A 22,468-nucleotide genomic window follows, 5' to 3' on the forward strand; every position below is an offset into this window, starting at 1 on the left:
GGTGCAGGCGATGATGGCAGGGCAAGGCGGGACAACGGGGCGGGAAGGGGACTCGGCATGGCATGGCACGAGGATCTGCTGGTCGGCTTCGACCTGGAGACCACGGGGACCGATCCGCGGCAGGCGCGGATCGTGACGGCGGCGGTCACCGAGGTCAAGGACGGCCAGCCCGTGCGGCACCGGGCCTGGCTCGCCGACCCCGGGGTGCCGATACCGGCGGAGACCACGGCCATCCACGGCGTCAGCACCGCCCGCGCCGCCGCGGAGGGGCGCCCGGCGCCCGAGGTGGTGGCCGAGATCGCCGACGCGGTGCGCGGCTACTGGGCCGTGCAGGTCCCGGTCGTGGTCTACAACGCGCCCTTCGACCTCACGCTGCTGGACGCGGAGCTGCGCCGCTACGCGCTGCCGCCGCTGGTCGCCCCCGGCGGGCGGCCGGGACCGGTGGTCGACCCGCTCGTCATCGACCGGGCGCTGGACAAGTACCGCCGCGGCAAGCGGACGCTGGAGGCTGCGTGCGCGGTCTACGGCGTGGTGCTCGACGGCGCCCACGACGCGGGCGCCGACGCGCTGGCCGCGGTGCGGGTGGCCCGGGCACTCGCCGCCCGCTTCCCCGAGGCGGGCTCCGCGGACCTGTGGGACCTCCACGAGGCGCAAGGCGGCTGGTACGCCGCCTGGGCCGAGGACTTCACGTCCTGGCTGCGCCGCCAGGACGCCGGCGCTGAGCCGATCCCGGGCGACTGGCCCCTGCACGCTGCGGCGTGACCCTTCGGGGGTGCCACTTGCGGTGGCGTTGCCTTCTTGCAAGGTGCACCGCCCGGAGGGGTCAGTCCGTCGGGGCCGGCGCGGCGTGGGGGGTCGCCGTCGCGGGAGACGGCGCCCGGGGCGGCTCACGGAGGGACGCGAGGGCGACCAGCAAGCCCAGCGCAGCGACCCCCGCCGCGCCCAGGAAGGCGAGGTGGAAGCCCGCGTTGACCGCGTCGGCGGGCGCACCGCCGTGGTGGGCGGTGCGCGAGGTGGCGACGGCGGCCAGGACGGCCACCCCCAGCCCGGCGCCGAGCCGCTGCGCGGTGTTGACCAGGCCGGAGACGATCCCGGTCTCGTCCGGCGCAGCCGCCCGCATCGCCGGCATCGTCGCGCCGACGAAGCAGGCCGGCAGGCCGACCGCGAAGACGAACGCGGCGGGCAGGAAGTCCGCCGCATAGTCCGCGTGGGCGGGAATCCTGGACAGCAGCAGCAGCGCGACCGTCAGCAGGGCCATCCCGCCGGCCAGCACCCTCCGCGGGCCGACCGCCCTGAGCGCCCGCGGGATCAGCAGCCGCGCCACCGGGATGCCGGCCACCGCGATGGGCAGCACCGCGAGCCCCGACCTGACGGCGCTGTAGTGGTGCACCTCCTGGAAGTACAGCGACAGGAAGACGAAGACCGGCACATGCGCCGCGCCGACCAGGAAGTTCGCCAGCGCCGAACCGGTGATGTCGCGGGTGCGGAAGAGCCGGAAGGGCAGCACCGGCGTCGCGGCCCGCCGCTCGGCCAGGACGAAGGCCGCGCCGAGCAGCACCGCGAGCCCCGCCAGCAGCCAGTGCCGCAGGTCCAGCGAGCCCTCGGCCCCCTTGGTGGCGACGTAGACCGCCAGCAGCAGGCACCCGGTGCCGGTGACCATGCCGGGCAGGTCGAGTTCGCCGCGCCGGACCGCGCGCAGGTCGATGCCGTCGCGCGGCAGCAGCCTGCTGCCGGCCAGCAGTCCCAGCACGCCGATCGGCACGTTGACCAGGAAGACCCACTGCCAGCCGAGCGCGGAAACGATCACCCCGCCCACCGCGACTCCGCCCGCCGCGCCGACTGCGCCCATCGCGCTCCACACGCCGAACGCCCGCCGGTAGGCCTCCGGTTCGGTGAACACCGCCGTGATCAGGGCGAGTTCCGCCGGGATGAGGATGGCGGCGCCGACCCCCTGGAGCGCCCGTGCGGCGATCAGCGCCCAGCCCGTATGGGTGAGGCCGGCCAGCAGCGACGCCGCGGTGAAGACGGCGAGGCCGGTCTGGAACATCAGCCGCATGCCGAGCCGGTCGGTGGTGCGGCCGGCGCCCAACTGGAAGCCGCCGAAGGTCACCTGGTAGGCGCTGCTGACCCAGACCAGCGTGGCCACGCTCATGCCGAGCGCCTTGCCGATGCTCGGCATCGCGAGGTTGACGACGGAGGAGTCGAGGAAGACGAGGAGTTCGACGCTCGTGAGCAGCAGGAGCGTGCTCCGCTGCCCCGCGAGTGTGTTGGGCATGCCGATTCCCTTTCCCGGCAGGGGAGTCACCCGGAAGCGGACGACCTGTTAAGTCTTACACCGGTGATAGAGATAGTGCCAGGCATGGCGGTGCCGCAAACTCAGGGCGGCCGCCCTGCAATTGCAGAAAGTGATCCCTCAGAAGGAGTACCAGCGCACCGTCGTGTCGCCGGAGCGCAGCGACGCCACCCGGCGCCGGAACTCGCTGCGCGCGGCCGGGTTGGCCGCCGCGTGCTGGGCGACCCAGGCGCAGCCCGCGGTCTCCCGCGCCCCGCGCAGCACGTCGCAGCCCTCCCACTCCGCGACGTCCCAGCCGTAGGCGGCGGTGAAGGCCGTGTACGCGGCCTGCGACACCCCGTAGCGGTCGCGGCTGAGGGTCTGCACGACGAGGTCGTGCTCGCGCAGGTCGGAGGAGAAGGTCTCCAGGTCCACCAGGACCGGCCCGTCCGGGCCGATGTGGACATTGCGGGGGAGCGCGTCGCCGTGGATCGGGCCGCGCGGCAGGTGCGGCACCAACTCCGTGACCGCCGCGGCCAGCCGGTCCCTGCGCGCCCGCAGGAACGCCGCGTCGGCCGGGTCGATCGCGTCACCCGCCAGCCGCAGCCAGCGCTCGACGCCGCCCAGCAGATCCCGCGGCGGCAGCCCGAAGTCCGGCTCAGGCAGGGCGTGCACCAGCCGCAGCAGCGGGGCCACGTCGGCGGGCTCCGCCGGCCGCAGCGACTCGGGGAGCCGCTGCCAGTAGGTGATCGGGTGGCCGTCGACCAGCCGCACCTCGGACTCCGCGGAACGCACCGCGGGCACATCGTGCTTGGCGAGCCAGTCGGCGGTGCGCACCTCGCGGCGGGCGCGGTCCAGCAGGTCGGCGCCGCGGCCCACCTTGATCACCAGCCGGCCCGCGGCGAAGACCGCGTTCTCCCCGAAGGAGAGCAGGTCGGCCGACGGGTGGCCGGCGGACTCCAGCACGGCCTGCGCCCGCTCCTGCGTGAACACCGCTGCCGCCATGCTCCGACCCCTCCGAGTCCGACGGCCGGGACCGGCAGCCCGCCGCCCCCGCCCACCTGCATATGCCGTTGTCATCGCCCATGTGTACGGACAACGGCAAGTCTCCCACTGGTGCGCCCCCGATTCGCGCCTGGTCTGCCGCCAATCCGCTCCGAATACGTACCCCGGTGAGCGATGACTTCGCACCGCGCGGGCGGTCGGTATCTGCGAAGCCCGCTGCTCGGCGGCCCTGCGCAAGGAGGACAACTGGTGACGGCGGCTCCCGGCACGGAGAACACCGCAGGTCACAGCGAGCCGACGACGGTCAGCGTGGACGCGGCGGGGCTCCCCGCCACGACCGCGACCCTCGGCGCGCTCGCCAGACTGCGGCTCGCCGCAGGCCGCACCGGCTACCGGGTGCGGCTGTGCGGTGCGTCACCCGGGCTGCGGATGCTCGTCCAACTCGCCGGGCTCGGCGGGGAGTTCGAGTGGGAGACCGAAGAGCGGGAAGAGCCGGGCGGCGTCGTGGAATGACGTCATCGTGCTGATCCGCCCGTCGGAGGTCTCGATCACCTGCAGCGCGAACGCCCGGAAGGTGCCCTCGGGCGTCGAGCGGTACTGCGCGAAGCCCGGCAGCCCGCTGGCCTCGACCGGCACCAGCCGTGAACCCGCGCAGCCCGCCCCGACGGTCGCCATGAAGTCGCGTATGTCGGCGTGGCCGGTCACCCAGATCGGATACGGCGGCATGTTGAGCACCGCGTCCTCGTGCAGCAGGGTGGTCAGCGACGCCAGGTCGTACCGCTCGAAGGCGTCGACGTAGCGGGCCAGCAGCGCCTCCCGCTCCTCGTCGAGCGCCGCGTCGCGCACCGCGGTGTCGGCCGAGGCGCCGGCCTCCGCCAGGGTGGCCCTGGCCCGCTGCAGCGCGCTGTTCACCGACGCCACGGTCGTCTCCAGCAGCTCCGCGGTCTCGCTGGCCTTCCAGGCCAGCACCTCGCGCAGGATCAGCACCGCCCGCTGCCGCGGTGGCAGATGCTGGAGCGCGGCCACGAAGGCCAGCCTGACGGTCTCCCGGGAGACCACCACGTCGGCCGGGTCGCCGCCCTCGGGCACCACCCGCCCGTCGGGCGCGGGCTCCACCCACATCCCGTCCGACGTCGGATCGGGCAGCACCGCGTCGGCGTGCGAGGCGGGGGAGAGGTCCATCGGCCTGGCGCGGCGCTTGCCGGCGTTGAGGCTGTCCATGCAGACGTTGGTGGCGATGCGGTACAGCCACGACCGCAGCGAGGAGCGGCCCTCGAACCGGTCGGCGGCACGCCAGGCGCGCACCAGCGTCTCCTGCACCGCGTCCTCCGCCTCGAAGGCGGAGCCGAGCATCCGGTAGCAGTAACCGGTCAGCTCCACCCGGTGCCGCTCAAGACCGCGCTCGACCTCGTCGGCGCCCGTCACCGTCGTTCCGCTTGCGCTGCTCTCCCGTACGGTCATGCTCTCCACCGTAACCGCGACCACTGACAGTGCCCCCGTACCGCATCGGTACGGGGGCACTGCCGTCGCAAGGCGACCAGGTCAGACGCGGTCGGGCAACTGCTGTGCCGGGTGCGGCGCGGCGGCCGGCGGCTGCGGCAGGGCCGACTCGTCGTGCGTGAGGTCGGGCAGCCGGTGCATCCAGCGCGGCAGGTACCAGTTCCGGTCGCCGAGCAGCGTCATCACCGCCGGCAGCAGCACCCCGCGGATCACGGTGGCGTCGATCAGCACCGCGAAGGCCAGGCCGACGCCCATCTGCTTCATGCTCTGCATCGACAGGGTGCCGAAGATCGCGAAGACGGCGACCATGATCACGGCGGCGCTGGTGACGACGCCCGCGGTGGTGGTGATGCCGTGCTCGATGGCGCCCTTGGTGGACAGGCCGCGCATCCGCGCCTCGCGGATCCGGGAGACCACGAAGACGTGGTAGTCCATGCTCAGCCCGAAGAGGATCACGAACAGGAACAGCGGCAGCCAGGCCACCACCGCGCCGGTGCCGTGCGCGCCCACCAGCGACGCGCCCCAGCCGTGCTGGAAGACCGCGGTCAGGATCCCGTAGGCGGCGCCGACCGACAGCAGGTTCAGCACGATCGAGGTCACCGCGATGGTCAGCGACCTGAAGGACAGCAGCATCAGCAGGAAGGCGAAGACGGTCACGAAGGCGAAGACCGGCGGCACACTGCTGGTGATCTTGTGGGTGAAGTCCATGGAGCCCGCCGTCTCACCGGTGACCGGTGCCTGCAGGCCCGCGACCTTGCCGAGCGTGTCGGGCCGCACGTGGTCGCGCAGCAGCTTCACGTCGGCCTCCGCCCTGGCGCGGTCGCTGCCGCCCTCCAGCGGTACGTCGATCCTGGCGACGTTCTGCGCGCTGTGCACGGTGACGGTCACCGGGCCCTTGCTCGCGCCGGAGGAGACCGCCTCCGCGCGGAAGTCGGCGATGGCCTGCTTCACCGCGGGGGAGTCGATGTCGGCGGCCTTGACGACCACGTGGGCCTGGTCGGGGCCGCCGGGGAAGGCGGTGTCGATGTGCTCGTAGGTCTGGATGATCGGCAGGCTGTCGCCCAGCTCCTGCTGCATCGACAGGTTCGCGGTCTTCATCCCGAACGCGGGCAGTGCCAGCGCCAGCAGCGCGCCGCCGGCGATGACGGTGGCGGCCTTGGGGTGGCGCAGCACAGGGCCGAGCACGGTCCGCCACAAGCGGCTGTTGCCGGGCGCCGCGGGACGTCCTGCGGCCTGCTTCCTGCGCCGGTTCAGGAACGGGAGGCGGCCCTTCTCGACCCGGTGGCCGAGCAGCGACAGCAGCGCGGGCAGCACGGTGACCGAGCCGAACATCGCGATGGCGACCACGATCATGGTGGCCACACCCATGGCTTTGAAGTCGCCGATGCCGGTGAAGAGCATGCCCGCCATGGCCACGATCACGGTGATGCCGGAGATCAGGACGGCCCGGCCCGACGTGGCGGCGGCGATCCGCAGGCTGGTGTCGGCGTCATGCCCCGCGGCCCGCTCCTCGCGCTCCCTGCGCAGGTAGAACAGGCAGTAGTCGACGCCGACCGCGAGGCCGACCAGCAGCATCACCGAGTTGGCGGTGTCGCTCATCGGCACCAGGTGGCTGACCAGCGCCACCACACCGCCGGCCGCGACGAAGGCGGTCATCGCCAGCGCCACCGGCAGCAGGGCCGCGACCAGCGCGCCGAAGGCGATCAGCAGGATGCCCAGCGCGAGCGGCACCGCGGAGAACTCGGCGGTCTTGAAGTCGCTGCCGAAGGCGTCGTTGAGCACCTTCTCCGCGCTCGCGTCGCCGAACTCCTCGACGCGCAGGTCCGGATGCTTCGCCTGTACCTGCTTGACCTGGTCGAGCACCGGGTCGATGCGGTCGGCCGCGGTCTTCTGGTCGCCGACCACGTCGAACCGGACCAGCGCGGAACGCCCGTCCGCGGAGATCGACTTGGTGTCGTACGGCGAGGTGACCGCGGTGACCTTGCCGGTGCTCTTGACCGCGGTCATCACCTCGCCGACCACGGTACGGAAGCCCGGGTCGGTGGCGCTGCCCGCGCCCTTGGCCTGGACGAGCACCATCTCGCCGGCCGGGGGCTTGAGCCCCGCGTCGTCGTTGATGGTGGCGGCCTGGCTGACCTCGCCGGGCATCGACCGGTCCTCGTCGACGTCGACCCGGCCGGCCGACTGGCCGACGAAGACCGCGAGGACGACGAAGAGCAGCCAGCCGCCCGCGGCCGCCCACCGGTGCCGGGCGCTCCAACTGCCCATCGATGCCGCGATGCCCATCCTGCTGCCGTGTGCGCGAGCGCGACTCACGGTGTCCCCCTTGTAAGGATCGTCTCGGGTGGCGGCGCCGGGCCGCTCCTTCCACCAAGGACGCTACGGGGAGTGGACGTCCCCACCCATCCGGCCTGCTGGTGACTTCACGGCGGGCCATCTCCCCCTCAGGGGGTGGGGACAACCCCACCATCCCGGGTGTGTGCCCCTTACACCTACAGCGGCGAAGGCCCAGGCCAGACCCCGTACGGGGGAGCGGAGGGGCTCAGGCGGAGAGCAGTTGCCCGGCGGCGGGGCGCAGCGCCTGGCCGTAGCGGCGCAGCAGCAGCGCGACCACCTCGGGGGCCGCCCCCAGCACCGGCGCCAGCACGTCCGCGCCCGCCTCGCGGGCGCCGCGGGCGATCCGGTCGGGCAGGAAACCGGGCGCGATCACGTACGGCGCCACGGCGATCCGCCGTACGCCCTCGGCCCGCAGTGCCCTGACCGCGTCCTCGGTGCGCGGCAGGGACGCGGAGGCGAACGCGGGCCGCACGGCGCACCAACCGGTGTGCCGCCACTCCCGCGCGATTGCTGCGATCACCGCGCTCGCCTCCGGATCGGTGGAGCCCGCCGAGGCCAGCACGACGCCGGTCGACGGGCGGTCGCCGGGCCGCAGCCCGGCCTCGGACAGCCGGCGCTCCAGCGCGGCCGTCAGCAGCGGGGCAGGCCCCAGGACGTCTGCGGTGTGCAGCCGCAGCGACGGCAGCGCGGCGGTGGACTCGCGCAGCACCGCGGGGATGTCGGTCTTGGCGTGGAAGGCCCGGGTCAACAGCAGCGGCAGCGCCACCGCGTCGCGTACGCCGTCGGCCGCCAGCCGGCTGACCGCCTGCGGCACCGAGGGCGCGTTGAAGTCCAGGAAGGCGGTGTCCACCCGCAGCCCCGGCCTGGCCGCCGCGACCCGCCGCGTCAGGGCGTGCACGGTCGCCGCGTGCCGCGGGTCCCGTGAGCCGTGCGCGATGACGAGCAGCGGGGGCGTGGACAGGCCGGGGCGCACGGTCACTGGCTCCGCGCGGTCAGTCCGCGGGAGCGCAGCACCCAGCGCTCCAGCGGGCTGAAGATGATCAGGTCGATGGCGATACCGACGAAGAGGATCAGCAGGATGCCGAGGAAGACGCCCGCCATGTCGGAGCCCTCCCGCATGTTCTCCAGATAGCGGCCGAGGCCGACCCCCAGGTCGGGCGAGGACGCGATCAGCTCGGCGGCCATCAGCGACCGCCAGGAGAAGGCCCAGCCCTGCTTCAGGCCCGCAACGTAGCCGGGCAGCGCGGCCGGCAGCAGGATGAACCACGCCCCGCGCAGCCCGGTGGCGCCGATGGTGCGGCCGGCCCGCAGGTACAGCGGCGGCACCTGGTCGATGCCGGCCACCAGGCCGTTGGCGATCGACGGCACCGCGCCGAGCAGGATGACCGCGTACATCGTGGAGTTGTTCAGGCCCAGCCAGATCACCGCGGCCGGCACCCACGCCACCGACGGCAGCGACTGGAGCCCGGACAGGATCGGCCCGATCGCGGCCCGGATGAACGGCACCCTGGCCACCACCAGGCCCAGCGGGGTGCCGATGACCAGCGCGGCGACGAAGCCGAGCAGGCCGTGCGACACGCTGGTCCAGATGATCGACAACAGGTCGCCGGCGTTCCACCGGTCGGCCAGTTCCTGGCCCACCGCGGAGGGGCTGGGCAGCTTCGTCTGGTCGGCGACCTTCGCCCAGACGGCGAGCTGCCACACCACCAGCACCAGCAGCACCGCGCTGATCGGCGGCAGCACCTTCTTGACCAGCACCTGCCCGATCGGCGCGCGCTTGACGACGACGGCGTCCAGCGCGTCCAGGCCGGCTTCCAGGCCCGACAGGTCGTGCCGCTTGTGCCGCTCGACCGCCGCGGCGTCGTCCGCCTGCCGCGGCTCGTCCTCCAGGGGGGCGGCGTCCTTCGCGCCGGACGTCTCAGTGCTGGCCATGACGGCGGATCTCCCCACGCAGTTCTTCGGTGATCTCGACGGACAGGTCCGCCACCGCCGCGTCCTCGATCCGGCGCGGCTGCGGTATGTCGACGGCCCACTCGCGGTTGATCCGGCCGGGCCGGGAGGACAGCAGCACGACCCGCTGCGCCAGCCGTACCGCCTCCCGCACGTTGTGCGTCACGAACAGCACCGACAGCTGGGTCTCCGACCAGATCCGGGTCAGCTCGTCGTGCAGCACGTCCCGGGTGATCGCGTCCAGCGCCGCGAACGGCTCGTCCATCAGCAGCAGTTGGCTGTCCTGGGCCAGCGCCCTGGCCAGTGCGACCCGCTGCCGCATACCGCCGGACAGCTCGTGCACCCGCTTGCCGTAGGCCCCGCCCAGCCGGACCAGCGACAGCAGCCGCTCGGCCTCCGGGCGGCGCTGCTCGCGGGGCATCCCGCGCATCCGCAGCGTCAGTTCGATGTTCTTGCCCGCGGTCAGCCACGGGAACAGCGCGTGCTCCTGGAACATCAGGGCCGGCCGGCCGCCGGGAGTCGTGATGCTCCCGGCGGTCGGCTCGTCGAGTCCCGCGACCAGGTTCAGCAGCGTCGACTTGCCGCATCCCGAGGCCCCCAGGAGGCAGACGAACTCGCCGGGGCGCACATCGAGCGTGATGTCGTCCAGCACGAGCTGCCGGCCGCCGGGCCTGCCGAACGCCTTCGACACATGGTCGAGCCTGGCCGCGTGCGCGGCGCTTTCCGCGCTCTGCGCGGCGGCACTGGTGAGAGTGTCGGCCATGGGTGTCACCTCCTGGGGTTCTCGGATCGATCAGCTGGTCGGTTGCTGCTGCTTGCCGGTGGTCCCCGCGGCTACTGGGCGCCCAGGCCCGCCGCGTCCACCGCCGGCTGGCCCTGCGCCTTGAGCACCTTGTTGAGCAGCGTCAGGTCGTAGATGCCGTCCAGCTTCGGGGACTTGAGCAGGCCTGCGGACACCGCGTGGTCGGCCTCGGACTTCGCGGTCGCGGCCAGCGGGTCGTCGAGCACCTGGATGGACTGCCACGCCGGGTCGAGGACGTCGGCCGGCAGCGCCTTCTGGGTCAGCCTCTCCAGCTGGGCGTTGGCGTCGGCCTTGGCCTTGTCGGAGTTGGCCTTGATCCACGCGTTGGTCTTCACCGAGCCGCGCAGCACCGCCTCGACGACGTCCGGGTGCGCGGACAGGAACTTCTGCGACACGATCACGTTGGTGATCACGAACTGCTTGTTCGGCCACAGCGTGCTCTCGTCGAGCAGCACCTTGGCGCCCTCCTTGACCAGCTTCGACGCGGTGGGCTCCGGCACCCACGCCCCGTCGATGGAGCCGTTCTTGTAGGCGTCGGGGGTGATCTTGTTGTCGGTGCGCACCACCGACACGTCGCCCTTGCCGCTCTGCGCGTCGACCTTCCAGCCCTGCGACTTGATCCAGTTCAGCAGGGCCACGTCCTGGGTGTTGCCCAGCTGCGGGGTGGCGATCTTCTTGCCCTTGACGTCGGCCAGGGTCTTGATCTTCGCCGGGTTGACCACCAGCTTCACGCCGCCCGACGCGGAACCCGCGATGATCTTCAGGTTGCTGCCGCCGGACTTGGTGTAGCCGTTGATCGCGGGGGAGGGGCCGATCCAGCCGATGTCGATCGAGCCGGCGTTGAGCGCCTCGATCTCGGCGGGGCCCGCGTTGAAGGTGGCTTCCTTGATCTTGGTGCTGCCCAGCTCCTGCTGGAAGAAGCCCTCCTTGAGCCCGACCAGAGCGGTGGCGTGGGTCAGGTTGGGGAAGTAGCCGATCTTGACCTCGTCGGTCGAGAGCTTCGACGCGGTGGCGGAACCGCCGGCAGCGGCGGCCGGTGCGGAGGTGTCCGAGTCGTCCGACTTCTTGTCGGAGCCGTAGCCGCAGGCGGCGAGTGCGCCGAGGAGCAGCGGGAGGGCGGCGGCCACGGCGACGAGTCTGTGGCGCGAGGCGGAGGTACGGGACGCGGAACGGAGGTGCGCAGACACGGGTGTGTCCTCTCGTCAGGCCCGGCGTGTCGCGCGCTAGGGCGCGGCCGGAAGTTCGTCAGGTCTTCGAAGGCGGTGCATCGGGGCGCGCAGAGCGCGACAGGGTCGTACGCCGACGGCCGCGGCTGTGCCGCGAACCGCCGTGTGCCGGGTCAGCCCGCACATCGTGCGACCCCGCCCGTACCCGAGCCGAGCGAGCCGCTGCCGACGCGCCCGCCCTCCTTCGCAAATCCCGAGAAGGCTTCCTGAGCCATGGTCAGAAGTCCCATCCCTCGTCGCCGGCCGCGCCACCGGCAGCAGACGGGGGCTCCGCGAACGCCTCGCCCGCCATGCCGGCGGTGAGCGTCGTTCCGTCCGCGGGGTCGATCAGCAGGAACGCACCGGTCAGCCGCGAGTCCGCGTAGGCGTCGATCGGCAGCGGTTCCGCGGTGCGCAGCTGCACCGCACCGATGTCGTTGACCTCCAGCGCCGCCGGGTCGTTGTCGTGGGCCAGCCCGTGCGACAGGTCGATCCGGTACGGCAGCGCCTTGACGATCGCCTTGACCGTACGCGTGGCGTGCTTGAGCAGCACCCGCTCGCCGATCCGCAGCGGCCGCTCGTGCAGATGGCACACCGTGGCCCGGACGTCCTGGGTCACCGCGGGCGCCGAGCCGGTCGGCGCGATCAGGTCGCCGCGCGAGACGTCCAGGTCGTCGGCGAGCAGCACCGTGACGGACTGCGGCGCCCACGCGGTGTGCACGCTCCGGCCCAGCGCGTCGATGCCGGAGATGGTGGTGGTACGCCCCGAGGGCAGCACGGTCACCGGGTCGCCGACCCGCAGCAGGCCCGAGGCGATCTGGCCCGCGTAGCCGCGGTAGTCGGGGTGCTCCGCGGTCTGCGGCCTGATCACGTACTGCACGGGGAAGCGCGCGGGGCAGCCGGTCAGGTCGTGGCTGACCGGGACCGTCTCCAGGTGTTCGAGCACCGTCGGGCCGCCGTACCAGTCCATGTTCGCCGACGGCTCCACCACGTTGTCGCCGGCCAGCGCGGAGATCGGGATCGCGGTGATCTCCGGGACGCCCAGCGAGGCCGCGTAGGAGGTGAACTCCTCGGCGATGGCGGCGAAGACCGGCTCCGCGTAGTCCACCAGGTCCATCTTGTTGACCGCGAGCACCACGTGCGGCACCCGCAGCAGCGCCGCGACCGCGGCATGCCTGCGGGTCTGCTCGACGACCCCGTTGCGGGCGTCCACCAGCACCACGGCCAGCTCGGCGGTCGAGGCACCCGTCACCATGTTCCGCGTGTACTGCACATGGCCGGGCGTGTCGGCCAGGATGAACCGGCGGCGCGCGGTGGCGAAGTAGCGGTACGCCACGTCGATGGTGATGCCCTGCTCCCGCTCGGCCCGCAGGCCGTCGGTGAGCAGCGCCAGGTCGGGCGTCTCCTGGCCGCGGCCGAGCGACGCGCGCTCGACGGCTTCCAGCTGGTCGCTGAGCACCGACTTGGAGTCGTGCAGCAGCCGGCCCACCAGGGTGGACTTCCCGTCGTCGACCGACCCGGCGGTGGCGAACCGCAGCAGAGTGGTCGCCGACAGCTCTTCCGCGGTCAGCGGGCTCGTGGTGCTGGTCATGGTTAGAAGTACCCCTCGCGCTTGCGGTCCTCCATCGCCGCCTCCGACATCTTGTCGTCGGCGCGGGTGGCACCCCGTTCGGTCAGCCGGGACGCGGCGATCTCGGTGATCACCGACTCCAGCGTGGTGGCCTCGGAGTCGACCGCGCCGGTGCAGGACATGTCGCCGACCGTGCGGTAGCGCACCGTCCTGGTCTCGACCGGCTCGCCGTCCTTGGGGCCGCCCCACTCGCCCGCGGTCAGCCACATGCCGTCGCGGCTGAAGACCTCACGCTCGTGCGCGAAGTAGATCTCCGGCAGCTCGATGCCCTCCCGGGCGATGTACTGCCACACGTCCAGCTCGGTCCAGTTGGACAGCGGGAAGACCCGGACGTGCTCGCCCGGCGCGTGCCGGCCGTTGTACAGCTGCCACAGCTCGGGGCGCTGCCGGCGCGGGTCCCACTGGGAGAACTCGTCGCGCAGCGAGAAGACCCGCTCCTTGGCCCTGGCCTTCTCCTCGTCGCGCCGCCCGCCGCCGAAGACCGCGTCGAAGCGGTGCGCGGAGATCGCCTCGGTCAGCGGCACCGTCTGCAGCGGGTTGCGCAGCCCGTCGGGGCGCTCGCGCAGCCGCCCGTCGTCGATGTAGTCCTGCACCTTGGCCACGTGCAGCCGCAGCCCGTGCTCGGCCACCGTGCGGTCCCGCAGGTCGAGGACCTCGGGGAAGTTGTGCCCGGTGTCCACGTGCAGCAGCGAGAACGGCACCGCGGCGGGCGCGAACGCCTTGAGCGCCAGGTGCAGCATGACGATCGAGTCCTTGCCGCCGGAGAAGAGGACCACCGGCCGCTCGAACTCCCCCGCCACCTCGCGGAAGATGTGCACCGCCTCGGACTCCAGCGCGTCCAGGTGCGTCAGCGCGTACGGGCTGTCCTTCTGCTCGGCGTGCGTGACGGTCGTGGTCATGTCGTGAGGCCCCTCTCGGCGAGCAGCGCGTGCACCGCTGCGGCGGACTGTTCCACCGTGCTGCCTTGCGTCTCGATCCGCAGATCCGGGGTCTCCGGGACCTCGTAGGGGTCGTCCACCCCGGTCAGACCGGTCAGTTCGCCCGCCGCCTGCCGGGCGTACAGGCCCTTGACGTCCCGTACCGAGCACACGTCGAGCGGGGTGGCCACGTGGACCTCCACGTAGCCGGTGCCCTGCACCTGGTGGCGCTTGCGCACCGCCTCGCGGCTGTCGGCGTAGGGCGCGATGACCGGTACGAGCACCAGCACCCCGTTCGAGGCCAGCAGTTCGGCGACGAAGCCGATCCGCTGCACGTTGGTGTGCCGGTCCTCACGGGTGAAGCCCAGGCCCGCGGACAGGAACTCGCGGATCTCGTCGCCGTCCAGCACCTCGACCCGGCTGCCCCGCGCCCGCAGCGTCTCCGCCAGCGCGGTGGCGATGGTGGTCTTGCCCGCGCTCGGCAGCCCGGTGAGCCAAACGGTGGCGCCGGTGGTCATCGGGGTCTCCTGCTCCTGGGGTGCCGTCACTGGTGGATACCGCACTCGGTCTTGCCTATCCCCGCCCAGCGTCCGGCGCGGGCGTCCTCGCCCTCCAGCACCCGGCGGGTGCAGGGCGCGCAGCCGACGGAGGCGTAGCCGTCCATCAGCAGCGGGTTGGTGAGCACGCCGTGCTCGGCGACGTAGGCCTCCACGTCCTCCTGCGTCCAGCGTGCGATCGGGGCGATCTTGACCTTCTGCCGCCTGCTGTCCCAGGCGACGACCGGGGTGTTCGCCCGGGTCGGCGACTCGTCCCTGCGCAGCCCGGTCGCCCAGGCGTCGTAGCCCTTCAGCCCCGCTTCGAGCGGTGCGACCTTGCGCAGCGCGCAGCACTGGTCGGGGTCGCGGTCGTGCAGCCTGGGGCCGTACTGCGCGTCCTGCTCGGCGACGGTCTGCACCGGGGTGAGGGTGATGACGTTGACGTCCATCACCGCCGCCACCGCGTCCCGGGTGCCGATGGTCTCGGGGAAGTGGTAGCCGGTGTCGAGGAAGACGACGTCGACTCCGGGCAGCGCCCGCGACGCCAGGTGCGCCACCACGGCGTCCTCCATCGAGGAGGTCACGCAGAAACGCGGCCCGAAGGTGTCGGCGGCCCAGCGCAGCACGTCGAGCGCGGACGCGTCCTCAAGGTCGCGGCCCGCCTGCTCGGCGAGCTGCTGCAGGTCCTGTGCCGTATACGGTGCGGTGGTCACGAAGCGCCTCCCTGCGGGGTGTCGGCGGCCGGCCTCCTGGCCAGCAGCCCGAGGAACGACAACTGGAATGCACGGCTGCACGCCCGGCATTCCCAGGCCCCGTGGGCCTCCTCGGACGGACGCAGATCCTCGTCCCCGCAGTAGGGGCAGTAGAACGGGGCGGCTCGCTCGCTCACGACAGCGCCTCCTCGGACGCGCGCGCCGCCCACTGGGCGAAGCGTTCGCCGTCGGTGCGCTCGGCCTGGAAACGGGTGAGCACCCGCTCGACGTAGTCGGGCAGTTCGGCCGAGGTGACCTTCAGGCCGCGCACCTTGCGGCCGAAGCCGGGCTCCATGCCGAGGCTGCCGCCCAGGTGCACCTGGAAGCCCTCGGTCTGCTGCCCGTCGGCGTCGGTGACCAGCTGGCCCTTCAGACCGATGTCGGCGGTCTGGATACGGGCGCAGGAGTTCGGGCAGCCGTTGATGTTGATCGCGATCGGCTCGTCGAACTCCGGCAGCCTGCGCTCCAGTTCGTCGATCAGCGAGGCGCCGCGCGCCTTGGTCTCGACGATCGCCAGCTTGCAGAACTCGATGCCGGTGCAGGCCATCGTGCCGCGCCGGAAGGGCGAGGGGCGTACCTGAAGGTCGAGCGACTCCAGCCCGCTGACCAGCGACTCGACCCTGGACTCCTCGACGTCCAGGACGAGCATCTTCTGGTCGGTGGTGGTACGGACCCGCTCCGAGCCGTGCCCCTCGGCCAGCGCGGCGATCTTCGTCAGCGTGGTGCCGTCGATCCGGCCGACCCGGGGGGCGAAGCCGACGTAGAAGCGGCCGTCCTTCTGCCGGTGCACCCCGATGTGGTCCCGCCACACCTGGGTCGGCATCTGCGGAGCCGGGCCGTCGACCAGCTCGCGCTTGAGGTACTCGTCCTGGAGCACCTGGCGGAACTTCTCCGGACCCCAGTCGGCCATCAGGAACTTCAGCCGGGCGCGGTGCCGCAGCCGCCGGTAGCCGTAGTCGCGGAAGATGCCCACCACGCCGGCCCACACATCGGGCACCTCGTCCAACGGCACCCAGGCGCCGAGCCGTTCGCCCAGCCGCGGGTTGGTGGACAGCGCGCCGCCGACCCACAGGTCGAAGCCCGGGCCGTGCTCGGGGTGTTCCACGCCGACGAAGGACACGTCGTTGATCTCGTGCACCACGTCGAGCAGCGGCGAGCCGGAGATCGCGGTCTTGAACTTGCGCGGCAGGTTGGAGAACTCCTTGCTGCCGATGTAGCGGGCCTTGATCTCGTCGATCGCCGGGGTGCCGTCGATGATCTCGTCCTCGGCGATGCCGGCCACCGGGGAGCCGAGCACGGTGCGCGGGGTGTCACCGCAGGCCTCGGTGGTGGACAGGCCCACCGACTCGAGGCGGCGCCAGATCTCCGGTACGTCCTCGATGCGGATCCAGTGGTACTGCACGTTCTGCCGGTCGGTGATGTCGGCGGTACCGCGGGCGAACTCCTGCGAGATCTCGCCGATCACCCGCAGCTGGGCCACGGTGAGCCGGCCGCCGTCGATCCTGACCCGCATCATGAAGTAGCGGTCGTCGAGCTCCTCGGGCTCCAGGATCGCGGTGCGGCCGCCGTCGATCCCGGGGCGGCGCTGGGTGTAGAGGCCCCACCAGCGCATCCGGCCGCGCAGGTCGGCGCCGTCGATGGAGTCGAAACCCGCTTTGGAGTAGATCGTCTCGATGCGCGTCCGCACGTTGAGACCGTCATCGTCCTTCTTCGTCTGCTCGTTGGCGTTGAGCGGAGTGAAGTGGCCCTTGGCCCACTGGCCTTCACCGCGGTGCCGGGTCGTCTTGCGACGTCCTGCGGGGGCGGTGCTGGGCTGACCCCCGGCCGGCGGCTGCGGGGTGGCGGGGTTGGATGCCATGGCGATGCGTCCTTCTGGCAGGCTCGAATACGGTCGTTTTCGGCGCGGGAGCACCCTGTGGCCTGGGGAAACGCAGAGCTGTGGGGCAGGCGCGGCGGACACAAGGGGAACTCCCGTGCATCCACGACGACGGGGATGGCGGAGCGGTGCGGCTGTGCGGTCAGCCCGCCGGACAGATGGCGCTGGACACGCGGCAGAAGTCGACGTGCGGCCGACCTACCAAGGCGATTCCAGTGCGTGACATGACGAAAGCGTGGCATGCAGGTCTCGGGCGAGTCCACCGGTATCCACTATGTGGACTAGATAATCTCACCATTCGAGAAACTGTGTCATGCGTCACTTCCGGCGCCGAGCGGGCGGCGCGGCCGCACGCTCGGTACCGCGGTCACCGTGTCGAAGACCGTGAAACCGCGCCGCCGGTAGTTGTCCAGCGCGTACGGCCCGTCCAGCGAGCAGGTGTGCACCCACACCCGCCGGGTCGCAGGCCGCGTCTGCCAGCGATCACCCAGGTCCCAGGCCCGCGCGGTGCCGTACGACAGCAGGTGGGCGCCGATGCCGCGGCCGCGGAAGTCCGGCAGCAGCCCGAAATACCCGATCTCGACGACGCCCTCGTCCTGCCCGGCCAGCTCTATGTATCCAGCCGGAGTGCCGCGCTCGTACGCCACCCACAGCTCGTTGCCCGGCCGCTCCAGCACCTCGCGCCACCGCTCCGGCGGCCACGGCAGCCGGTCCGTCCACGAGCAGTCGGTGCCCACCGCGGTGTAGAGGAAGCGCTGGAAGTCCGGTGAGGGGACTTCGGCCCGCACGATCCGGACACCGGAACCGTCCCCGGGCAGGGTCGCGGGCCGCAGCTCTTCCGGCGCGTTCAGTTCGAGGGACCAGGTCGTCACGGCGGTGCTCATGCGCACACCCTAAGCGGAGGCCGTGCCGCCGCCCCGCCCGCTCCCGGCACGGCAGCGGGCGCCGGCGACCGCGCTGCACGGCAGGTCAGCCGGGTGCACGGCTCGCCAGGACCGCAGGCGCCACCGAGTGCGGCAGCAGGTCCGGCAGGCGGTCGGGGCGCAGCAGCTCGACCTCCACCGCCTCGGAGAAACGATACGGCCGGTGCGCGAGCACCCCGGCCAGGTTCCTGCGCAGCCGGGACATCTCCGCCCGTACCGTCACCGTACGGCTCGGGTCCCCGAACAGGTCGCCGGCCAGCTCCGCCGCCGTACGGCCGGTCCGGTGCAGCGCCAGGACGTACAGCAGCTCCGCATGGCGCGGGCTGAGCGCCTGCGACCAGCTGCCCGCCGGTCCCGACACGGTCACCGTCCAGCCGGCCGGGCGGCTGACGTCCACCACCACCCGGCTCGCGGCCGGCGGCCGCTCCCGGCCGCCCACCCGGATCAGCCAGCCGCCCGGCAGCGGTTCGAGCCGGCACAGGCCCAGCGACGGCAGCCACATCTGCCCGGCCGCCACCGACGCCGGCAGCGCGATCCGCTCGGCGGGCGCGACACCCGTCGACGCGGCGGTCCAGCCGTTGCGGTCGACCACCAGCGCCTGGCCGCCGATCCCGGCCAGCAGCGGCGCCGCGACCGACCGCAGCCGCTCCACCGAGGCCCAGTGCCGCGAGCGCAGCTCGCCCTCCGCGACCCGCGCCACCGCCGACACCAGCGACAGCGTCGCCGGGTGCACCGTCGCCGCCGGCCCGCTGACGTCCACCACGCCGAGCAGCCGGCCGTCCCGCGGGTCGTGCAGCGGCGAGGCGGCGCACGTCCAGCCGTGGTGCGTGCGGACGAAGTGCTCGGCCGAGTGCACCTGGATCGGTGCGCGGGTGATCAGCGCCGTCCCGATGGCGTTGGTGCCGACCACCTCCTCCGACCAGGAGGCGCCCTCGGCGAAGCCCAGCCGGTCGGCGCTCCTGCGGACGGCGTGGCTGCCGTCCCGCCACAGCACCCGGCCCTCGGCGTCGGTCACCACCATGATGTGCCAGGCCGCGTCGGCCACCGAGACCAGGCCCTCGCGCAGCACCGGCAGGACGTCGCCGATCGGGGTGCTGCGCCTGCGGTGCTCGATCTCGTCGGCGCCCAGCAGCCCGTTGTGCCGGCCGATGTCCGGGTCCACCCCGTGGCCAAGGGTGCGCTCCCAGGACGCGCCGATCACCGCGCGGGGCGCTTCCGGCGGCACGTCACCTGCGAGGGTGGCCGCCCGTACGGAGGCGAGCAGATGCGGGGACATACGGACGTCGGTCCGCTCCAGCCGCCCGAAGCCGATCGGAAGGTGTGGCACGACATCTCCGTTCTGCCGTTCCTGCCATGGTGCCCGGGCGCGGACCGGGACCGCTCGGCTTTGCCGCAACCAGAACGGTGCAACCGGCTGCAACTATTGCGCTCATGGGCGCTTTGGGCGGACCCTGACGCTGCGTCACGGACGGGGGGTGGTGCCGAGTCGGCGCGGCACCACCCCCTCCGGACGCCTGCCGTCGCGGGCTACGGCGCAGCCGGGGTCGCACGGGTCAGGACGGCGGGCAGGTCGAGGCCGGCCGGGAGGGTGCCGAAGGTGGCGCCCCAGTCGCCCCCCAGGCGCGAGGCGCAGAAGGCGTCGGCGACCGCGGGCGGTGCGAACCGCACGAGCAGGGACCCCTGCAGGACGAGCGCCATGCGCTCGACGATGCGGCGGGCACGGACCTCGACCCCGTCCAGGTCGCCCAGCTCGGTGAGCAGGTCCTTGACGGCCGCGTCGAGCCGGTGGTCGGCGCCCCGGGCGAGCCCCACCTCGGTGAGGAACGCGTTGACCGCGAGCGGCTCGCGCCCGAGCACCCGCAGGACGTCGAGCGCCTGCACGTTCCCCGACCCCTCCCACACCGAGTTCAGCGGGGACTCCCGGAAGATCCGCGGCATCCCCGACTCCTCGACGTAGCCGTTGCCGCCCAGGCACTCCAGCGCCTCCGCCGCGACGGCGGGACACCGCTTGGTGACCCAGAACTTCGTCACCGCCACCGCCAGCCGCCGGAAGTGCCGCTCCTGCTCGGTGTCGGCGTCGTGCGCCGCGGCGAGCCGCAGCGCCGTCGTCGTGGCCGCCTCGGACTCCAGCGCCAGGTCCGCCAGGACGTTGCGCATCAGCGGCTTGTCGATCAGCGGCCCGCCGAACGCGCTGCGGTACGTCGCGTGGTGCACCGCCTGCGCGACGGCCTGCCGCATGAGTGCGGCGGACCCGAGCGCGCAGTCCAGCCGGGTCGCGGCCACCATCTCGATGATGGTGGCGACACCGCGGCCCTCCTCGCCGACCCGCCGCGCCCAGGTGTCGCGGAACTCGACCTCGGAGGAGGCGTTGGAGCGGTTGCCCAGCTTGTCCTTGAGCCGCTGGATCGCGAAGACGTTGCGCGTGCCGTCCGGCAGCACCCGCGGCAGCAGGAAGCAGGTCAGCCCCCCGGGCGCCTGCGCCAGCACCAGGAAGCCGTCCGACATCGGCGCGGAGCAGAACCACTTGTGCCCGGTGAGCGCGTACGCGCCCTCCTCGGCGAGCGCCCGCGCGACGGTGGTGTTGGCACGTACGTCCGAGCCGCCCTGCTTCTCGGTCATGCCCATACCGAACAGCGCACCGGGCTTGGCGTCGGCCGGCACCAGCCGCGGGTCGTAGACGCGCGAGCCGAGCCGCGGCTCCCACTCGGCGGCGAGCACCGGGTCGGTGCGCAGCGCGGGCACCGCCGCGTGCGTCATGGACACCGGGCAGCCGTGCCCGGCCTCCACCTGGGACCAGACCAGGAAGCCCGCCGCCCGCCGCAGATGCCCGTCGGGCCGTGACCAGGCGTCGGTCAGGCCCGCCGTGACGGCGTGCCCGAGCAGCCGGTGCCAGGCCGGGTGGAAGTCGACCTCGTCGACGCGGTTGCCGTAGCGGTCGTGGGTGCGCAGCACGGGGGAGTACGTGTTCGCCTCCTCACCCCACTTCTGCGCCTGTGCGGAACCCGCGGCGACCCCGAGCAGCGACAGCTCCTCGGTGATCTCCGGCAGCCTGGCCGCGTCCGCGTGGCGCGCGACGGCCTCGGTCAGGGCGGTGTCCGTGCCGTACACGTCATGGCCGGCCAGGGGCGGAACCTGGTTCGTCACCGTGTGAGTGGGGGCAGTCATGCCAGCTAACGTAAGGGCGTGCAAGCAGCAGAAGAAAGAAGCCATCGGCGTCCGAGCCGATGGCGGCGGGCCAGAGTGCTGTACCGCAACGTCTCCAAGCGGAAGGTCGGCTGGCTCCTGCTCAAGGACACGGTCGACTCCTGCATGGAGTACCGGGTCACCGGACTCGCCGCCGAGGCGGCCTTCTTCGTGCTGCTCTCCCTGCCGCCGCTGCTGCTGGGCCTGGTGGGCGCGCTCGGCTACGTCGACACCGTCGTCGGCCTGGACACCATAGACCACATCCGCCACAACATCCTCAGCGCGTCCTCGACCGTGCTGTCCGACAAGGGCGTCAACCAACTGGTCAAACCCCTGGTGGACGACGTCTTCCACGGGCGCCGCCCGGACCTGATATCCCTCGGCTTCCTGATCGCCCTGTGGTCCGGCTCCCGCGCGGTGAACGTCTTCGTCGACACCATCACGATCATGTACGGCCTGGAGGGCCGCCGGGGCATCGTGCGCACCCGGCTGATGTCGCTCGGCCTGTTCGTGGTCGCGCTGATACTGGGCGCCGCCGTGCTGCCGATGATCGTGGTCGGCCCGAGCGCGGTCAACGACCTGGTGCCCGGCACCTCGGGCACCGTGCACGTGCTGTACTGGCCGTTCGTCCTGCTGGCGTCGGTCGCCTTCCTCACCACGCTCTACCACGTGTCCGTACCCGTACGGGCGCCCTGGTACGAGGACGTGCCCGGCGCGCTCGTCGCGCTGCTGATGTGGGTGGTGGGCAGCTTCGTCCTGCGGATCTACCTCACGCACGCCGTCGAGGGCCACACGATCTACGGTTCGCTCGCCGCGCCGGTGGCCGTGCTGCTGTGGATCGGGGTGTCCGCCTTCGCCGTCCTGGTCGGCGCCGCCGTCAACGCGGCCGTCGACCGGATCTGGCCCTCGCTCGCCACCGCCGCGGCCCGCGAGGAGAACGACCGGCTCAAGGTCGCCGCCGCCGCCGAGGTCGTCGCACGCGCCGCCGCCCGCCGCGCCCGGCAGGCCGCGGCTGCCGAGGAGGACGACGACCCGCCCGCGGAGTACCCCGAGCGCTGGGTCGACGTGCTGCCGCACGGCGACGTACGCTCCCGGCTGCGCGCCCGCCGCCCGAAGCCGGCCCCGCCCGCCCCGATCGTTCCGCCCCGCCCGCCGGCGCCGCCGCCGATGCCCCCGGTCCCGCCGCAGCAGTCGCCCTGGGGCGGGCACGACCGGAGCTGACGCGGGCACCATGGAGGGGTGAGCGGGTATCGGGAACGGGCGGCCCTGGCGCCCGGGGCGACGCTGTGGACGCGCACCGACAGCGGTGGCGGTCCCTACCGCGTGCTGCCCGACGGCTGCATGGACCTGATCTGGCACGACGGTTCCCTGCTGGTGGCCGGCCCGGACACGGCCGCGTACGTCGTCGCCGACCGTCCTGGCAGCAGCTACGCGGGCCTGCGCTTCGCCCCCGGCGTCGGGCCTGCCCTGCTGGGCCTGCCCGCCCGCGAGGTGCGCGACCTGCGCGTGCCGCTCGACGCCCTGTGGCCCGCCGCCGAGGCCCGCGGGCTCGCGGCCCGCGCGGACGGCGGGCCCGCGGC

22 protein-coding genes are annotated in these 22,468 nt (G+C 72.7%); 4 read left to right on the forward strand and 18 right to left on the reverse strand.

The genetic code is table 11. The features are described 5' to 3' along the window. Positions 1–57: 57 nt before the first annotated feature. Positions 58–762 carry an exonuclease domain-containing protein gene (locus NFU81_RS30830; protein ID WP_251497227.1) on the forward strand — a complete coding sequence of 235 codons (705 nt, stop codon included), beginning with the start codon at positions 58–60 and terminating at the stop codon, positions 760–762. A 61-nt stretch (positions 763–823) separates the two neighbouring features. Here NFU81_RS30830 and NFU81_RS30835 read toward each other — a convergent pair whose 3' ends face one another. After that, complete coding sequence (locus tag NFU81_RS30835; RefSeq protein ID WP_251497243.1) at positions 824–2,275, reverse strand: MFS transporter; 1,452 nt, start codon at positions 2,273–2,275, stop codon at positions 824–826. Between the two features lie 138 nt (positions 2,276–2,413). After that, entirely contained in the window at positions 2,414–3,277 is an 864-nt protein-coding gene (locus NFU81_RS30840) for an aminoglycoside phosphotransferase family protein (protein WP_251497246.1), read from the reverse strand. A gap of 249 nt (positions 3,278–3,526) precedes the next feature. On the opposite strand from NFU81_RS30840, the gene NFU81_RS30845 reads away from it, so the two are divergent. Continuing rightward, positions 3,527–3,790 carry an STAS domain-containing protein gene (locus NFU81_RS30845; protein WP_251497249.1) on the forward strand — a complete coding sequence of 88 codons (264 nt, stop codon included), beginning with the start codon at positions 3,527–3,529 and terminating at the stop codon, positions 3,788–3,790. Here the strand turns inward: NFU81_RS30845 and NFU81_RS30850 are convergent. The 16 genes from NFU81_RS30850 to NFU81_RS30920 all read right to left on the reverse strand — a co-directional run bounded on the left by NFU81_RS30850 (position 3,692) and on the right by NFU81_RS30920 (position 20,870). Continuing rightward, on the reverse strand, positions 3,692–4,738 hold the full coding sequence (locus NFU81_RS30850) for a sigma-70 family RNA polymerase sigma factor (RefSeq protein ID WP_251497252.1): 1,047 nt from the start codon (positions 4,736–4,738) through the stop codon (positions 3,692–3,694). The two genes, NFU81_RS30845 and NFU81_RS30850, sit on opposite strands and share 99 nt — an antisense overlap. Positions 4,739–4,819: 81 nt before the next feature. Continuing rightward, positions 4,820–7,063, reverse strand: coding sequence for an MMPL family transporter (locus tag NFU81_RS30855; RefSeq protein WP_251497290.1), 2,244 nt, complete (start codon positions 7,061–7,063; stop codon positions 4,820–4,822). Between the two features lie 256 nt (positions 7,064–7,319). Beyond that, on the reverse strand, positions 7,320–8,075 hold the full coding sequence (locus NFU81_RS30860; RefSeq protein ID WP_251497293.1) for a sirohydrochlorin chelatase: 756 nt from the start codon (positions 8,073–8,075) through the stop codon (positions 7,320–7,322). 14 nt (positions 8,076–8,089) lie between these two features. Continuing rightward, on the reverse strand, positions 8,090–9,046 hold the full coding sequence (locus NFU81_RS30865; protein ID WP_251497257.1) for an ABC transporter permease: 957 nt from the start codon (positions 9,044–9,046) through the stop codon (positions 8,090–8,092). Further along, positions 9,033–9,827 carry an ABC transporter ATP-binding protein gene (locus NFU81_RS30870; protein ID WP_251497260.1) on the reverse strand — a complete coding sequence of 265 codons (795 nt, stop codon included), beginning with the start codon at positions 9,825–9,827 and terminating at the stop codon, positions 9,033–9,035. Before NFU81_RS30870 ends, NFU81_RS30865 begins: the two co-directional genes overlap by 14 nt. 71 nt (positions 9,828–9,898) lie before the next feature. Beyond that, complete coding sequence (locus NFU81_RS30875) at positions 9,899–10,993, reverse strand: aliphatic sulfonate ABC transporter substrate-binding protein (RefSeq protein WP_251497263.1); 1,095 nt, start codon at positions 10,991–10,993, stop codon at positions 9,899–9,901. A gap of 316 nt (positions 10,994–11,309) precedes the next feature. Beyond that, on the reverse strand, positions 11,310–12,662 hold the full coding sequence (locus NFU81_RS30880; protein ID WP_251497266.1) for a sulfate adenylyltransferase subunit 1: 1,353 nt from the start codon (positions 12,660–12,662) through the stop codon (positions 11,310–11,312). A 2-nt stretch (positions 12,663–12,664) separates the two neighbouring features. Beyond that, complete coding sequence (cysD, locus tag NFU81_RS30885; protein ID WP_251497269.1) at positions 12,665–13,600, reverse strand: sulfate adenylyltransferase subunit CysD; 936 nt, start codon at positions 13,598–13,600, stop codon at positions 12,665–12,667. Beyond that, the gene (gene cysC, locus NFU81_RS30890; RefSeq protein WP_251497296.1) at positions 13,597–14,136 is read right to left on the reverse strand and encodes an adenylyl-sulfate kinase; all 540 of its coding nucleotides are present in this window, start codon (positions 14,134–14,136) and stop codon (positions 13,597–13,599) included. Before cysC ends, cysD begins: the two co-directional genes overlap by 4 nt. 26 nt (positions 14,137–14,162) lie before the next feature. Continuing rightward, a complete protein-coding gene (locus NFU81_RS30895; protein WP_251497272.1) occupies positions 14,163–14,867 on the reverse strand; it encodes a phosphoadenylyl-sulfate reductase in 705 nt (234 codons plus the stop codon). Then, positions 14,864–15,043: an eL43 family ribosomal protein gene (locus tag NFU81_RS30900; protein WP_251497275.1), complete on the reverse strand. Its 180-nt coding sequence runs from the start codon at positions 15,041–15,043 to the stop codon at positions 14,864–14,866. The genes NFU81_RS30895 and NFU81_RS30900 overlap by 4 nt, the downstream gene beginning before the upstream one ends. Beyond that, a complete protein-coding gene (locus tag NFU81_RS30905) occupies positions 15,040–16,764 on the reverse strand; it encodes a nitrite/sulfite reductase (protein WP_251497278.1) in 1,725 nt (574 codons plus the stop codon). The genes NFU81_RS30900 and NFU81_RS30905 overlap by 4 nt, the downstream gene beginning before the upstream one ends. Positions 16,765–16,924: 160 nt before the next feature. After that, positions 16,925–17,080, reverse strand: coding sequence for a putative leader peptide (locus NFU81_RS41115; protein WP_340188955.1), 156 nt, complete (start codon positions 17,078–17,080; stop codon positions 16,925–16,927). Between the two features lie 13 nt (positions 17,081–17,093). Continuing rightward, positions 17,094–17,666 (reverse strand): GNAT family N-acetyltransferase, encoded by a 573-nt coding sequence (locus NFU81_RS30910; protein WP_251497281.1) that lies wholly within the window; start codon positions 17,664–17,666, stop codon positions 17,094–17,096. Positions 17,667–17,751: 85 nt separating this feature from the next. Further along, the gene (locus NFU81_RS30915; protein WP_251497299.1) at positions 17,752–18,981 is read right to left on the reverse strand and encodes a GAF domain-containing protein; all 1,230 of its coding nucleotides are present in this window, start codon (positions 18,979–18,981) and stop codon (positions 17,752–17,754) included. 251 nt (positions 18,982–19,232) lie between these two features. After that, the gene (locus NFU81_RS30920; protein ID WP_251497284.1) at positions 19,233–20,870 is read right to left on the reverse strand and encodes an acyl-CoA dehydrogenase family protein; all 1,638 of its coding nucleotides are present in this window, start codon (positions 20,868–20,870) and stop codon (positions 19,233–19,235) included. An 18-nt stretch (positions 20,871–20,888) separates the two neighbouring features. Here NFU81_RS30920 and NFU81_RS30925 point away from each other — a divergent pair, with 18 nt between their 5' ends. Together NFU81_RS30925 and NFU81_RS30930 are read left to right on the forward strand one after the other, a co-directional pair. Continuing rightward, the gene (locus NFU81_RS30925; protein WP_422665333.1) at positions 20,889–22,109 is read left to right on the forward strand and encodes a YihY/virulence factor BrkB family protein; all 1,221 of its coding nucleotides are present in this window, start codon (positions 20,889–20,891) and stop codon (positions 22,107–22,109) included. A gap of 18 nt (positions 22,110–22,127) precedes the next feature. Beyond that, on the forward strand, positions 22,128–22,468 hold a 341-nt coding region (locus NFU81_RS30930), incomplete at its 3' end, for a DUF6597 domain-containing transcriptional factor (RefSeq protein WP_340188956.1).

It is taken from the genome of Actinacidiphila cocklensis, from assembly GCF_907177275.1.
In the GTDB taxonomy this organism is placed as follows: Bacteria; Actinomycetota; Actinomycetes; order Streptomycetales; family Streptomycetaceae; genus Actinacidiphila; species Actinacidiphila cocklensis.